The 15012-nt window shown below is 44.7% G+C and carries 10 protein-coding genes; 5 read left to right on the top strand and 5 right to left on the bottom strand.

Going from position 1 to position 15012, the window contains the following annotated elements; translation table 11 throughout:
* Genes BW972_RS18115 through BW972_RS18105 form a run of 3 tightly spaced genes read right to left on the bottom strand, consistent with a single transcriptional unit; the run spans nt 1 to nt 3429 of the window.
* Nucleotides 1-1260 (bottom strand): glycosyltransferase family 2 protein, encoded by a 1260-nt coding sequence (locus BW972_RS18115; protein WP_076423160.1) that lies wholly within the window; start codon nt 1258-1260, stop codon nt 1-3.
* Between the two features lie 10 nt (nt 1261-1270).
* Entirely contained in the window at nt 1271-2563 is a 1293-nt protein-coding gene (locus tag BW972_RS18110) for an ABC transporter ATP-binding protein (protein WP_076423159.1), read from the bottom strand.
* 11 nt (nt 2564-2574) lie between these two features.
* Nucleotides 2575-3429: an ABC transporter permease gene (locus BW972_RS18105; RefSeq protein ID WP_076423158.1), complete on the bottom strand. Its 855-nt coding sequence runs from the start codon at nt 3427-3429 to the stop codon at nt 2575-2577.
* A gap of 862 nt (nt 3430-4291) precedes the next feature.
* On the opposite strand from BW972_RS18105, the gene BW972_RS18100 reads away from it, so the two are divergent.
* The 5 genes from BW972_RS18100 to BW972_RS18080 all read left to right on the top strand — a co-directional run bounded on the left by BW972_RS18100 (nt 4292) and on the right by BW972_RS18080 (nt 12215).
* The gene (locus BW972_RS18100) at nt 4292-6022 is read left to right on the top strand and encodes a polysaccharide lyase family 20 protein (protein ID WP_076423157.1); all 1731 of its coding nucleotides are present in this window, start codon (nt 4292-4294) and stop codon (nt 6020-6022) included.
* 740 nt (nt 6023-6762) lie between these two features.
* Nucleotides 6763-8007, top strand: coding sequence for a polysaccharide lyase family 20 protein (locus BW972_RS18095; protein ID WP_076423156.1), 1245 nt, complete (start codon nt 6763-6765; stop codon nt 8005-8007).
* A gap of 797 nt (nt 8008-8804) precedes the next feature.
* Entirely contained in the window at nt 8805-10187 is a 1383-nt protein-coding gene (locus tag BW972_RS18090; protein WP_076423155.1) for an undecaprenyl-phosphate glucose phosphotransferase, read from the top strand.
* 151 nt (nt 10188-10338) lie between these two features.
* The gene (locus tag BW972_RS18085; RefSeq protein WP_159439872.1) at nt 10339-11139 is read left to right on the top strand and encodes a polysaccharide lyase family 20 protein; all 801 of its coding nucleotides are present in this window, start codon (nt 10339-10341) and stop codon (nt 11137-11139) included.
* 107 nt (nt 11140-11246) lie between these two features.
* Nucleotides 11247-12215 (top strand): polysaccharide deacetylase family protein, encoded by a 969-nt coding sequence (locus BW972_RS18080; protein WP_076423153.1) that lies wholly within the window; start codon nt 11247-11249, stop codon nt 12213-12215.
* 53 nt (nt 12216-12268) lie between these two features.
* Here the strand turns inward: BW972_RS18080 and BW972_RS18075 are convergent, their stop codons facing one another.
* The gene (locus BW972_RS18075; protein ID WP_076423152.1) at nt 12269-13444 is read right to left on the bottom strand and encodes a polysaccharide pyruvyl transferase family protein; all 1176 of its coding nucleotides are present in this window, start codon (nt 13442-13444) and stop codon (nt 12269-12271) included.
* 7 nt (nt 13445-13451) lie between these two features.
* Nucleotides 13452-14987, bottom strand: coding sequence for an oligosaccharide flippase family protein (locus BW972_RS18070; RefSeq protein ID WP_076423151.1), 1536 nt, complete (start codon nt 14985-14987; stop codon nt 13452-13454).
* Nucleotides 14988-15012: the final 25 nt, after the last annotated feature.

Raw genomic sequence — 15012 nt, 5'->3', positions numbered from 1 at the left:
CTACTGTCTGGCATGCTGCCTGTTTTTGAAATAATAATTTAGTCCGGATAACACACCGAGCATTTCTACAAAGAGTGTTTTGTGACGATAGCGGTAGTTAGGGAAGCCTGATTTTAAGAGCTGTGCGTACTGCTTGGGCAATCGCCAGAACAGGTGCCTGATGTAGCCCGCCTTCTGTTGGCGTTGCTGGATCAGAGCAGCAGCGGCGTGCCCCCGCATATAGTAGAAAATCTGCTTCTTCAGTCCTTCGATCTCCCTGCGGTGCTCATGATAAGCGATCGCCCTAGGGTTGTAGTGTATAGTATACCCCTTGATCAGGATTCTATACCACATCTCGGAATCGCCACTACAGCCGGCCGCGCCCACATCCAGAAGTTCATCAAAATACCCTACCTGTTCAAATAACTCTTTCCTGAAAGCCATGTTTGCCCCGGCCCCGATCACCCAGACTGGCGGCCCCTGTGACAGTGTGGCCTGTATAAAGTCGGGCGTATAGAAGATGTCTGTGTAGCCCCGGTTAAAACTCCAGTGCTTCTCAAAAATAAACTGCGCTTCGGTTTTTAATTCAGATGCGATCACCAGGCCAGTCATAGCCGCTATACCTGGATCCTGAAAAGTTTTCCATACCTGGTAGGCCCACAAGGGATGAACCGTGACATCATCGTCCACATAGGCGACGATCGAAGCCTGGGCATCTCTTGCGCCTGTGTTTCTGGCAATATCAAGCCCTGGGCGCGGCTCCTTTATGTAAGTTACCTCCCCGAACTGCTTTACAACCTCTGCTGATGCGTCATTTGAAGGGGCATTGTCAACGACAATGATCTCTTGCGGACGGCAGGGTAGGCTTAGCAACATAGACAGACAGTTCTGCAGTTGAGAAGGCCTGTCGCGGGTGCAAATAACCGCTGCTATCGGCACCCTGTCAGGTATAGCATCCTGTGAAACCGGAGAAAACAGGTTGTTCAGCCTCGTTTCCAAAGCGAGTGATTTCTTTTGATAAACCCACTCTTTCCAGGCAGTTGGAGACATTTTCGCCTGATTCTTATAAAATGTTATGGCAGGCGAAATCGCCTCTATCAATTTGTCGTGATAGCTTGTCTCTGTTAAGCTTTGCTGGGGGGCTACAAAAACATGTCCTAAAGCCACGTCATGCCACCAAAAAACAAGGTAATTGCCTTGATCATGGGTGGACAGAGAAGGAAGTGACAGTCCTTCGTGCAGGTAGATGTGGCTGATCTGATAGGGTAAATGGTTACGCATAGGGTGTAGTTTAAATGCCTTCCTGCGGAATCATGATCTCTGCCTGCCGCAGCTGGATGGGAAACTGAGGGCGCACGGCGCCCCACCACTTGCCGTACCACTGAATATTCTCACGATAGTCCTCCAGTTCGAACCTGAGGCACTCTTCGTGGTAGTAAAGCGAAATGGAGGTATCCCGCACGATGATGACCGAAATGTAGTAGGAACCGTCATTCAGAAAGTTGCCAGGTATCGTACACTCGCCCTCAACGAGGCCTTTGGCGCAGGTAACAGCCGGGGAGGGGAGGTCAAAAATGCATTCGCCGCCTGCTGTGAACAAGTGCAGACCAATACTCAGAACAGCTTCCTCCTGCATGTTCCAGAATTGAACCCGGACTGTGAGTGGTGTACGGATATCGAGTGGCGCATCGGGAGTTGCAAGCTGAGGCTCTAGCTCTACTGACCGCATGCGTACCAGATCATTTCCGGGAGCTTCGTCCGGTGTTTGCCATACCTGCAGGAGGTGGGCGTCCTGGGTGCTGGTCAGGTACTTGTTTACTACGGTGGTCGAAGGACCAAATGCCTGCATTTTGCCCTGGTTCAACCATACTGCTTTGTCGCACAGGTTTTTGATGGCTTGCATGCTGTGGCTCACAAAGAGGATCGTTCTGCCCTCTGCCTGAGAGACCTCCCTCATTTTGCCGAGGCACTTTTTCTGAAAATCAGCGTCACCCACCGCCAGAACTTCATCCACGATCAGAATATCTGGTTCCAGGTGGGCTGCGACAGCAAATGCCAGCCGCACATACATACCCGATGAATAACGCTTGACAGGAGTGTCGATAAACTGCTCAACCCCTGAAAAGGCAACGATCTCATCGAACTTGCGCTTGATCTCAGGTTTGCTCATACCTAGTATATACCCACTGATGTAAATGTTCTCTCTGCCGGTAAGCTCCTGGTGAAAGCCTGTGCCCACTTCCAGCAAGCTGCTTACCTTGCCCTTACCTCGCACTACGCCGTGTGTAGGGCGTACAATCCGGGAGATTATTTTGAGTAGGGTGGACTTGCCAGAGCCATTCTTGCCTATAATACCGATCGCCTCTCCGTGTTTTACCTCCAGGTTGATGTCCTGCAATGCCATGATAGTATCAGGCAACGCTTTGTGCTGGCACTCATGGTTGACCTGAAAGAATGGATCCTCTTTGCGAAGAACATTAGCGGTCCACCAGCGCTGCAAGTCCTGCTTGAACGAGCCGGTACCAATCACGCCGAGGCGATACATCTTGTACAGGTTTTCTATTTCTATAACAGTTTCAGACATGTGGCGCAGATTTAGACTACATCGATCAGTTTATCACCCTGCTTATTGAAAAGCAGCATAGAGCCTGTAAGTAGCACAACTGTAAAGAACAGGCTATAGATGAAATGGACCGGCGTTAAGGTGCCTTCCCCCAGGATCGACAATCGGAACAGCTCAAAGACAGGGGTAATGGGGTTCAGTTCTACCAGCCAGCGCATGTTCTCAGGAACGGCCGCCAGGGGGTAGATAACCGGTGTTACAAACATGAGAAGCCGAATGCCTAATGCCACAAGATTTGACATGTCGCGGTACTTGGCTGTGAGGATAGAGAACAGCAGACCCATACCCAGGCTGATGGCTGCCGTCAGCAGAATTGCCACAGGAAACGCTAAGAGCCAGAGCCCTGTCTGTAGCTGTAAATCTGTTGTGATGCTATAGTATAAGACGATTGCCAGGAACATAAGCAATTGCATCGCAAAGCGCAGTAACTGTGTACCGATTACCGATATAGGCATGATGATACGGGGGAAGTAAACTTTACTGAAAACCTGCACATTTTCCTTGAATGTGCTGGCCGTGCCGGTAAAACTGTCGCTCAGGAAATTCCAGAGCACTATACCTGCAGCATAGAACAGAACAGGTGGTAAGGTGCCAGTAGAGATGCCGGCGATTTTATGAAAGACGACCACAAAAGTTACCAGTGTCAGAACCGGTTGAAACAAGATCCAGATGGGGCCTAAAACAGTCTGCTGGTAGTTGAGTATAAAGTTGCGCCTTATTAAACCAACAAGCAGATGACGATAGGACCAAAGCTCATTTAAACTATGATTCCATACGCTGGTTTTGCTACCAATCTCCCATTCCCACTCCTGCGTAGCTATAGGCATATTTCAAATTTTTATAATAATATAACCATTATTACTCTGATTTGCCTAAAATGTTCTGGTCAGACTTAAGAATTTCGGCTAAGCCTTCCTCTGAATCTGATGCTTTGCCATTCGTCATGTCGAGTATACTACTGCCTCGTGCTTAGGATCTCAAATACTGTGATTTAATAAACAAATCTGAACTTCAGTCATTGGGCCGCCTCCATAAATTCCTTTCATCAATGTGAAAAAGATTACCTGTTGAATATAATAATCTGGAAGTGTTATTCGTTTTGTCCTAATTTGTCTTGTGTTATGGAATACAGTGCGTTTTGCACTGAAATATTTAGTTGGATTTTGTGATAAAGTGTATCCAATATCCTGAATATGTTATGTGCGTTAAAGATTTGATTTAGTTATACATATAAGTCAATATTTATTTATCTGATAAATTTTATAATTGAAAAGTTATAAATTAAAACGAGGTTAAAGAAGTGATTTTATATAGTATATATGAAATAGTTACACGATTTTTTGTGCTTAAATAATATTAAATAAGAAACTTGGTGGAAATAAGTGGTTTTAGAGCTAGTGGATTTTCATTTTTGAAATTAAGTCTTTTACATTTGTCAAACGCTATTAACGAAAATATTCAAAATGAATGAAGCGGATAAATTCGTTGAGAGCAACTTGGAAGAGGATGTAAAACCTTAAATGAGAGTGTGTATGATGAGACTTTTAAGTGTGGGCAAATTCTAATTGCCATATAAAATTTTTGTTAAACTTACTAAAAGCATTGGCTGCTAGTGCTTTATAGAGAATTATCCTTAGTAGTAAAAATACAATAACCAATTATTAAATTTTCAACTTTAGCCAAAACAAGATGAAATTGAGATTCCGCAACATGGTGCTGCCAATGCTGGCCGGCGCCCTAGCCTTTTCATGCGAGAAAAAAGAAATGGAGGAGCTTTCTCCTTCAGCAGCGATGAGCGCTGAGACCTCTCAGAACGCGACCGCCAACCACATATTCGAGGAGACCTTCGAGGGCAGCACGGCCTTCGCCGGTCGCCACAAGCAGTTCGGCACATCGTATGCTTTTCAGATGGTCACCAACCCGGTTTTCCGCGGCGCCAAGTCTGGCCGTTTTGAGCTGCGCAGCGGTGATGCACTGGTAGCCAACGGCACCCGCGCCGAGGTGATCGTGGCCGACCCGGCCACCAACAAGGACCGCTGGTACAGCTTCGCTGCCTACTTCCCGGCCAAGGACTACGCCTCTGACTCCGGCTCTGAGCTGATCAGCCAGTGGTGGCAGACCTCTGGCAGCACGCAGGCCACCTCGCTGCGCGTTCGCCAGGACCGTTTGATCCTGCGCACGGGCAACAACGCCAGCTCCCTGAAGGAGATCGACCTGGGCCAGATCACCAAGGACACCTGGCAGGAGTACGTGTTCCACTTCATCCACTCTTACGGCTCGGACGGCCTGATCGAGATCTGGCGCAACGGCACCAAGATCCTCACCCACAAGGGCGGCAACATGTACGACACGAAGATGCCTAACTGGAAGATCGGTATCTACAAGGCTTCCTGGAACAGCGGCTCCACCTCAACCACTAAGCGTGTGCTCTACTTCGACAATATCCGTGTGGGTAACGAGCGTGCGAGCTTCAACGAGATGTCTTCTTCGGGCAGTAACACAACTGCACCGGTAGAAACTGCGCCAGCTCCAGCACCAACTGAGCCTGCTCCAACACCAACTCCTACACCTGATACAAACACAGGTGGTAGTACTCCGGCGACAGGAGCACATAGTGTAATTCTGGTAGACGCTGGTACTGAGAAAGACGTGATGACAGTTACAAATGGTTCTACACTGAGCTTCAGTGAGTTGCGCACCAAAAAGTTTAACTTCCGTTCAAATGTTGATCCTTCAACAGTAGGTAGCGTGAAGTTTGAGCTGAAAGGTGCCATGGGCCGCACCTATACTGATAATGCAGCACCTTATGCGTTATTTGGTGACGACGGAAGAGGTAACTACTACTATGGCAACCTGACTATGCCAACTGGAAGCTATACCCTGACAGTTACATCATACTCTGGTTCAAATGGCTCTGGTACGGCCGGCACACCGGTGACAGTAAGCTTCAATATCGTTGAGTCTGGATCAGGTTCGACAGCGGAGACTTCTCCGGTAGCGCCAGTTCCTGCACCAACTCCTTCTGAGCCAGTAACAACTGCTCCAAGCACATCAACTTCTTCACAGATATCAAGCCTTACACTGGTTGATGCGCACACAGAGAAAGACGTAATGAAACTGGCTAACGGTGCTTCACTTAGCTTCAGCGCTTTAGGTACAAAGAAGTTTAACTTCCGTGCTGACCTTCAGTCTGGTGTAGGCAGTGTGAAGTTCGAGCTGAAGGGCGCCATGAACCGCACCTACACTGACAATGCTGCCCCGCATGCACTGTTCGGTGACGACGGAAGAGGTAACTACTACTATGGTAACCTGACCATGCCTGCCGGCATTTACACCCTGACAGCTACGCCTTACTCAGGCAGCAATGGTTCAGGTACTGCAGGTACACCGGTTACTTACAGCTTCACTGTTAAAAACTAGATTTCCAGAACGATACCTTGTAAGGTATACTACTTCAAAGCAGCTGGCCATTGGTCAGCTGCTTTTTTTATAAGTGCATAACTGACAATAGGTTAAGTGGAGGGTTTCATGATTTTTGAAAAATCCAATCTTGATAACTACTATATAGAACACACACGCCTTGTTACCGAGTATGTTTAACACAGGACGTGCTTAATAAGGAGTAAAATGCAGAATTCACTCTATTCCTGAAAGCCTATTTTGAAAATTTCAATATGTAAACTAAGTACCGGAACATAAGAAAGGGTTAAAGTTTACTTGGATATAATTCAATATAGGATCCCAATAGTTGTTTTTTTATATATATAAAGTTACATGCAAAACAAGTCATTTTATATAATTTAAATTATTATAAATCTGAAATAACTAAGAAAATCACTTTTTTTGAGGATGACCGCTTTTAAAAGTTGATAAAAGTCATTTACATTTGTGACTGTCGATTGAGAAAAATATCCAATAAATAAGTGGTTTGGTTTCTTGATTGATTAGTGTTCTAAAATATTGATCATTAAATAAATAAGCAGAAAGCTAAGATTGATAAAAAAGGATCCGGGGTTAGGTTAAATACTATTGCTTATCCAATCTGGTTTCAAAAGCACCTTATTAGTTAATAAAAGAGTTTAGCAAGTAATATTATATAGAAAGTACCAACATTAATTAAATTTTTAGCCAATTAAATTTTCAACTTTAGCCAAAACAAGATGAAATTGAGATTCCGCAACATGGTGCTGCCAATGCTGGCCGGCGCCCTAGCCTTTTCATGCGAGAAAAAAGAAATGGAGGAGCTTTCTCCTTCAGCAGCGATGAGCGCTGAGACCTCTCAGAACGCGACCGCCAACCACATATTCGAGGAGACCTTCGAGGGCAGCACGGCCTTCGCCGGTCGCCACAAGCAGTTCGGCACATCGTATGCTTTTCAGATGGTCACCAACCCGGTTTTCCGCGGCGCCAAGTCTGGCCGTTTTGAGCTGCGCAGCGGTGATGCACTGGTAGCCAACGGCACCCGCGCCGAGGTGATCGTGGCCGACCCGGCCACCAACAAGGACCGCTGGTACAGCTTCGCTGCCTACTTCCCGGCCAAGGACTACGCCTCTGACTCCGGCTCTGAGCTGATCAGCCAGTGGTGGCAGACCTCTGGCAGCACGCAGGCCACCTCGCTGCGCGTTCGCCAGGACCGTTTGATCCTGCGCACGGGCAACAACGCCAGCTCCCTGAAGGAGATCGACCTGGGCCAGATCACCAAGGACACCTGGCAGGAGTACGTGTTCCACTTCATCCACTCTTACGGCTCGGACGGCCTGATCGAGATCTGGCGCAACGGCACCAAGATCCTCACCCACAAGGGCGGCAACATGTACGACACGAAGATGCCTAACTGGAAGATCGGTATCTACAAGGCTTCCTGGAACAGCGGCTCCACCTCAACCACTAAGCGTGTGCTCTACTTCGACAATATCCGTGTGGGTAACGAGCGTGCGAGCTTCAACGAGATGTCTTCTTCGGGTAGCACGACAACAGTAGTGTCACAGCCAGCTCCTACTACAACTACATCACCGACAACTACTACTGCGCCTAGTACTACTACATCGCAGGTTGCTGGTATCACACTTGTAAATGCAGGTACAGAGAAAGACGTATTAAAGCTGACTAACGGTGCTACTTTAAGCTTCAGCGCTTTGGGTACAACAAAGCTTAACTTCCGCGCTGATCTGAACGCCGGCGTAGGCAGTGTTAAGTTCGAGCTGAAAGGCGCCATGAGCCGCACCTATACTGACAACGCTGCCCCGCATGCACTGTTCGGTGACGACGGAAGAGGTAACTACTACTATGGTAACCTGACCATGCCTGCCGGCACTTACACCCTGACAGCTACGCCTTACTCAGGCAGCAACGGTTCGGGTACTGCAGGTACGCCAGTAACTTATAGCTTTACTGTTAAAAACTAATAGCATATTATAACGCCTCTTAGTAGGCATCACTAAAAAGAGCAGCTGACCAATGTCAGCTGCTCTTTTTTTGTCCGGTGTTTTAATTCGAATTGAATATCGCCTGACTTACCTGCAAGCTATATAGCTGTTTAATAATGTACAAGCTATGTTAAGATCCAAGCTTTTATTCTGGTAATATTTGAAGGGATGTGTTTGTTAAATAACACTGATAACCGGATTACTGTATCATAATGCATCCCGTCTGATAGTAATCACCATTGAAAAAAAATATCAGTCCTTTATTAGTTGCAAATTCCGTTTACCCTTAAATAAAGGCTGTTTCCTAATAAAAATAAAAAGTTAGCACCTAATTTTATTAAATTAAGTATACTAAATATAAAATTCATATAAATAATGCATAAATAATATTATTTGAGTTGTAACAATTTTTCTATAATTACTTATATACATAAAGAACTCCGAAAGAGCCTATTGATTGAGTATCTGAGAGATACTAATGTTTGAACTTTTACACTACAATGTCTATGGAAAAGAACTATACTTTCATATCTGTCATACACCTCAATCCTGGCTTTTTATCGGACACCAAGCGAGTAAGATCTAGTAAAGCTACATAATCTATTAAACCCTAGGGATGGCAGCCAGAAAGTCGTAAGGTAGAAAGAAGTTACTCCTTCTATTGGCTAAGTTATACCCGTTTATCAGAAGTATTTCATCGCTGACATAGTGTACCCAATTTATTGAGTAGAAACCATTCTGCGTGTATGTTGCCCATTTGATTTTAGTTTAAGATTATGATTAAATCAAAACAAAGACTTCCCATACTCTACCTCGGAGGGGATATGTTTACTATCGTTCTTATCTCGTGCTTCGCTTTATATTTTATCAATGATAAAGAATATCAGCAAACCGCATGGATCGTGCTGATTGGCACCGTGTTTACCTGGACTCTGATTAGTTACTGGATCAGGTTACAGGAATCAGAGTTGTACAATAGGATCAACTTACGGGTGGTGAACTATATTAAGATCTACATTCTTCTGATCGGTTTTGTAATTGCTTTCTATACATTTCTTCCATTTTCAGTAGAGACAAAGAACATAGTAGCAGCTATTGTGCTGGGTTTTCCGATACTAGGGATACCTGTAAACCTACTAGTAGTCAATACAATTGACCATTTGCGTAGCAGCAATAGCAATACGAAATACACGCTTGTAGCTGGTGTTGGGGATATGGCCGGCACTGTGGAGAAGCACCTTTTGCGGCATAATGGATCACACGTCAAGCTTAAAGGATTCATTAAGTGTAAGAAAGAAGAATGTATAGTAGGAGAGGATAGGGTAGTAGGGGATCTGGATCATATAAACGATTACCTCAGAAATAACCCTGTTGACGAAATCGTTATTGCGATTCCTGTTAAAGTTTCGAAAAAAATACAGAGTATCATTACGGCAGCTGATTATCATGGCGTGCGGGTAAAGTATATACCAGATTACAGAGGTCTGTTTGGGGAAAATTATAAGGTGACCAGGTATGGTGAACTTGATGCTATCAATGTCCGGCAGCTACCTCTTGATGAAACTTACGCATTCTTCTTGAAAAATACTTTTGATAAAGTTTTCTCAGCCTTTGCGCTTCTGGCACTTTCCCCTCTGATTGTGGTGCTTGCCATCCTGATTAAACTGGACTCACCTGGTCCGGTGTTTTACTGCCCTATAAGGATCGGGAAGGGTGGAAGACCATTTAAAGTGTTTAAGTTCAGAAGTATGCGTGAGAATGACGCTTCAACAGGTGGCACAAAGTCCACCCAGAAAGATGACCCACGAATAACCAAATTGGGCAGGATCCTCAGAAAGTATAGTCTTGATGAATTGCCACAATTTATGAATGTGCTCCTTGGAGATATGAGTGTAGTTGGACCGCGTCCTCACAGGAGTTTCCTGAACCAGAAACTTCAGGAAAGTGTGGATAAGTATATGATTAGACATTACTTTAAGCCTGGCATCACAGGCTGGGCACAGGTAAACGGCTGGAGAGGTCCAACCGAAACTGACGAGCAGCGCAAACAAAGAACGATGCACGATCTGTGGTACATGGAGAAATGGTCTCTTTGGCTTGACATCAGGATAATCTATAAAACTATTTTCAGCAGGAAAACACATAAGAGTGCTTATTGAACACAAGCAGCATTGATGCTAAATAGTGAAGCGAAAAAGACACATGATGAGGGAGTATATAGTTGGGTTGGTTGCTGTTGTTAGTATACTCGGCTGGAGTACTCTAAGATATGATAGCCCATACCCAGCCTTTTCGCTACAACATAACTATGTGAGCGTTTCAGATCTACAAAATCAAATAGCGAAAATAAGCCATAGATCTAAGTCTGTCTTCTGGCGTACGGCAGAGGAAAAGCCTCTGAGGAACCATCTGCTTTTTGAAGAAACCTTTGAGGGGAGTGACCCGCTTCATACTGCTGTCAATTTGCAGACAGATACAGAGCATGGCTTCCGCGTAGTAACTGATCCATTAAACAATGAAAATAAGGTCGCAAGGTTTGAACTGCGTGCATCTGACCCGATGATTCATCGGGGGATGCGGTCTGAGTTGTTCGTGGTTGACAGGGTGACAGATAAAGAGATGTGGTATAGCTTTGCCGTCATGTTTCCTGAAGATGGTTATGCCCCGGATTCTTCTAATGAACTTATTAGCCAGTGGCACCAGGAAGGAAGTCCTCCAATTTCACTGCGCACTGTAGACAATGTTATTTACCTCAGGGTGCGTCACAATACCAAGGAAGATAAGTGGAAGGTCATGGAGCTCGCTCCTTTGACAAAGGATGTATGGCACGAGTTTGTTTTCCATATTATCCATTCTGCTGGCTCCGATGCAATACTGGAGGTGTGGCACAACGGGGTAAAACGTGTTTCTTACAGTGGGCGCAATCATTTTGAAGATAAAAAAATGCCCTATTGGAAAGTTGGCGTGTATAAAGCAAAGTGGAACAATAGCAGAACTGCGTCAGAAAAAAGAGTTATATATTTTGATAATGTAAGAGTGGGGAATGAGCTGGCTTCATATGAGAGTATGCGGTCACAGAGAACAAATGATAAAACCAACTCTGATTTATAGATCGGGTTATAGTACTGATCATAAAATTAGCGCTGGGTTCCTGCTCATCGCATTGAGCATACTATTGTGCAATTAATCATACTACTAAATTCATAACGGCATTTCACATGGAACTGAGTATCAGAAACGTATTCACCTGGTTGTTGGCAAACCTGCTGATAATGTGCGGATTTGTAAAGAGGGCTAAAGGAAGAGCAATGAAAGCGGACCACATTTTATCAATGTACTTTCATGATCCCTCCAAGAAGGAGTTCGAAGCTTGCGTCAAGTGGCTGAAGCATAATGGGTTCACTTTTATTAGTCCCGAAGATTTAAAGAACATTATAGATAAAAACCTCCCGCTGCCAAAAGGTGCAGTACTCATGACAGCAGATGACGGTTGGAGAGGAAATGTATCCAATCTGGTGGCTGTAGCAGAAAAATACCAGGTGCCTGTCACCATATTTGTATCTACGGAGGCGGTAGAGGAGGGAGCCTACTGGTGGTCTTACCTTGAGAAGGCCAAAGACCTCAAAATCACTATACCTTCCAAATCCTCATTAAAACTGATAATGAATGACAAGCGGGCTGCTTTAATCAATGAAATAAAGCGACAAACAAAAGTAGAAAGGCAGGCGATGACAATCAAGCAGATAAAACAAATTTCTAAATCGAAGTATGTCACCATAGGAGGGCACACGCATACGCATCCTATCCTGGTCAATTGCAGGAATGAACAGCTCTACAATGAACTGTTAATCTCAAAACTTAAGCTGGAATCCTGGATAGGAAAAGAGGTGAAATACTTTGCGTACCCTAATGGTGATTTTGGGGACCGCGAGATGCGCGCACTAAAAGAGCTGGGGTATAAGCTGGCATTTTCAAGCGAACCTCGTCACATCACTTCAGAAGAGTTGAAAAACACATTCTGTCTGCCTCGTTTTGGACTGCTGGAAGGAGCATCACTGGCGGAGAACATCTGCCGTATGACGGGTGTTTGGAAACCAATCATGTTGAAATTCAGGTTACCAGAGTTAGCTAAAGATGAATTAAAATACGGTGGAGATCATAGTAGGAGGATACCTTCTCCAGCTTAATTTATTAGCATTCGCTATAACAGAAAAGCCAGCTTCAGAAGCTGGCTTTTCTGTTATAGCGAAATAGATGTGAAGTTCATCAATGCTTTCTGTTTGCAATTCTCCAGCTTAGTAGGAGGTGTATACCTATTTGGGTCTTCCAGAATTGAAATAATTTGTCCGATTGTTTTTTGAATTTCCTGCATACCATCTCCGATTCTGTAAGCCTCCTTATATCCTACACTCTCCAAAAAGTCGCTGCATTTTCTGTGATACTCCAGTAGAAAAAACGGAACGTTGCCAAAGCAGGCAAACATAGATGCATGCAGCCTCACCGATATCATTAGGTTACACTCTAAAACCTTATTGTATATATGATTTATGTTAGGATTATAAGGTATAAGTTCCACATTGCTCACCTTATTCTCCTTCAGGAAATCAATAATAGAAGCAGTTATTTGCAGATCGCCCACAGTTGAGTTCCCATTGAATTCGAAGAATCTGAGCTTTGCGTTTGTGATTTTGGATACTTCTAGCAGAAGCTGCTTGAGGTATCCTGTCCTACGCTCTTCGTTACAGAGGTTTGTATAACCTCTGTACCTTTCAAAGAAACATGCACTAACACCAATGATCTTTTCCTGATAATAGTCTCGCTGGCTCTGCTTGGAGTGATCATAAATACGTGGAAGTAAAGCTGCCAAATCAAAGGCATTGACTGGTTTGTATGGGAGTTGATAGCTTAAAGCCAGTTGATAAGAGTGCTCATCCCTAAGCGCCAGGAAATCCAGTCTTTTCAGGTATTCAATGATAGATTTTTCATCTGAGGCGTTCTTATAAGGCCCTAGTGACACCCCGATTGCACCGATTTTAAAGTTCTTGATTAGTATTTTCTTAATAATAGACAGATTGCGGATGTGTAGCATTTTCTGAGGCTTTTCAAATGTTGATCCTCCGGAAGATATGACCGCATTAGTGTTTATCAGCTGATATAGCTGCTCCAGGACATGTTGACCGGTAAAAATTTTCTTCTGAAAATGGCTGGCTTCATGCTTAATCAGTGGAAGTGACTTTGCCAGAAAAAAGTTATTCGCCGTATTCCAGTAAGTCTCAGCTCCCCAAGCGCTAACTTCTACGAATGCATCATCACCTGTGTTCAGTTGTCCATAGTAGCCGTCAAATATGATTTTATTTGCAGCTGCTTGTTGTGTATTTAATTGGTATGTCTGTTTGAGAATCACTTGGGAGCTCATAATCAGGCTAGTTATTGTAGTGAAGTTTTACTTTGGAAATTACTTTCTTTGCAGGTACCCAAAAGAGCTCTCTTTCATAATTATTAAGCCCTTTCCACCAGATTGCGTTGAGGTATAGAATACTGAAAATTAGTACTTTTATGAATAGTGAAATGAAAGTAACCTCAGGGGATAGATAGTTGAGGAGTACACCTACTGGTATTAATACTATAACAGGAAGTGACATGGAGCCTATCTCTCTCCAAAAGCGGGGTATGTCAATTCTCACCCGCTTATAATAGTAAATATTCATGACGATGATATTGCCTACAATAAGCGAGAATGAGGTGCCGATGGCGCAGCCTATGCCTCCATATACCTTGGCCAGTGGAATGCTAATAGCCAGGCTTGCCGTGGCCACCAGAATATAAACCAGCGAGCGGAACTTGTGCTGGTTACGTGCCTGAAGTATGGAAATGCCGAGGGTCTGTATCAAGGGAATCGTCAGCGGAATCATCAGCAGCACGGCGATCAGGTAAGCATCGGCGTAGTCAGGCCCAGCCCACAGTATGATAAAGGTTTTCCCGAACAGAATAAAAACACTCAGGACAAATGCCATCACGATAAACTGTATCCTGCCTGTCCGGATAAACAGATCAGACACTTCCCTGTCAGAGGTGTTGCGTGCGACCATGGCGGTGATTTTTGGTAAAAATACACCTGATATGGCAGTCGAGAGGCTCATATAGTACATCTGCAGCTGCACGGCAATAGCGTACACAGCCACCACAGCAGTACCTGCTACCACGCCAAGCACAAACTGACCGGTGCTCCAATAGATTTTGTCCACTATCACCCCCAGGAAAATAAAGAAGGAGTAAGTGGAAATTCCCTTCAGCACTTGCCACTCCATCTTTCTGAAATGCAGCTTGATCTTGAGCTTAGTAAAACAGTACCAGCAGTTTACGAGTAAGCTGATGATATTCAACAGTGTGATAACCAACACAATACCAATGGCTTTGTATCCCAGCAGGAGCAAAGGTATCATCAGGCAGGGTGTGATCAGAGCCCGTACAATATTAACTAGCTTCTGAAATACATAGTTTTCATAGGCGACTATGATCGAACCAAAGATGCTGAGTGGAAACGTAGCGGCCAGGTTGAAGATCAACAGCACTACCATTATGCGGGCTTTCTCGAGTTCTGCCGCAGTTAGTGCGTTGCCAAACAGGACTTCCACATTATGATACAGCAAGGTACCAGCCAGAATGACGAGCAGACTGATACTACAGTAAAGCATCAAAAACATACCAAATAGGGAGTACTGTTCCTGTTGCCTGTTTTGTGCCCTGTATTTGGCGGTATAACGAACCACTGCATTGCCCAGGCCCAGGTCTAACACGGTAAGGTATGCTACTACGGAGGCGACAAGAGAGTAAAGTCCAAACTCTGATTTCCCCAGCATCCGCAACATGAAAGGTGTAAAGAGCAGGCCCACTATATTGTTTATGCCGATAGAGGCATAAGACAGCAAGGCGCCTGCTTTCAATTGATTGATAGCCATATAAGGTATAGGGTAATACCTACTG

The sequence above is a fragment of the Pontibacter lucknowensis genome, from assembly GCF_900156415.1.
Classification (GTDB): Bacteria; Bacteroidota; Bacteroidia; order Cytophagales; family Hymenobacteraceae; genus Pontibacter; species Pontibacter lucknowensis.
This window is presented reverse-complemented; position numbering and strand designations above follow the sequence as displayed.

Excerpts from the sequence above, each read along its gene's own strand:
- BW972_RS18115 (WP_076423160.1), bottom strand. The coding sequence starts at position 1,260 with ATGCGTAACCATTTACCCTATCAGATCAGCCACATCTACCTGCACGAA.
- BW972_RS18110 (WP_076423159.1), bottom strand. The coding sequence starts at position 2,563 with ATGTCTGAAACTGTTATAGAAATAGAAAACCTGTACAAGATGTATCGC.
- BW972_RS18105 (WP_076423158.1), bottom strand. The coding sequence starts at position 3,429 with ATGCCTATAGCTACGCAGGAGTGGGAATGGGAGATTGGTAGCAAAACC.
- BW972_RS18100 (WP_076423157.1), top strand. The coding sequence starts at position 4,292 with ATGAAATTGAGATTCCGCAACATGGTGCTGCCAATGCTGGCCGGCGCC.
- BW972_RS18095 (WP_076423156.1), top strand. The coding sequence starts at position 6,763 with ATGAAATTGAGATTCCGCAACATGGTGCTGCCAATGCTGGCCGGCGCC.
- BW972_RS18090 (WP_076423155.1), top strand. The coding sequence starts at position 8,805 with ATGATTAAATCAAAACAAAGACTTCCCATACTCTACCTCGGAGGGGAT.
- BW972_RS18080 (WP_076423153.1), top strand. The coding sequence starts at position 11,247 with ATGGAACTGAGTATCAGAAACGTATTCACCTGGTTGTTGGCAAACCTG.
- BW972_RS18075 (WP_076423152.1), bottom strand. The coding sequence starts at position 13,444 with ATGAGCTCCCAAGTGATTCTCAAACAGACATACCAATTAAATACACAA.
- BW972_RS18070 (WP_076423151.1), bottom strand. The coding sequence starts at position 14,987 with ATGGCTATCAATCAATTGAAAGCAGGCGCCTTGCTGTCTTATGCCTCT.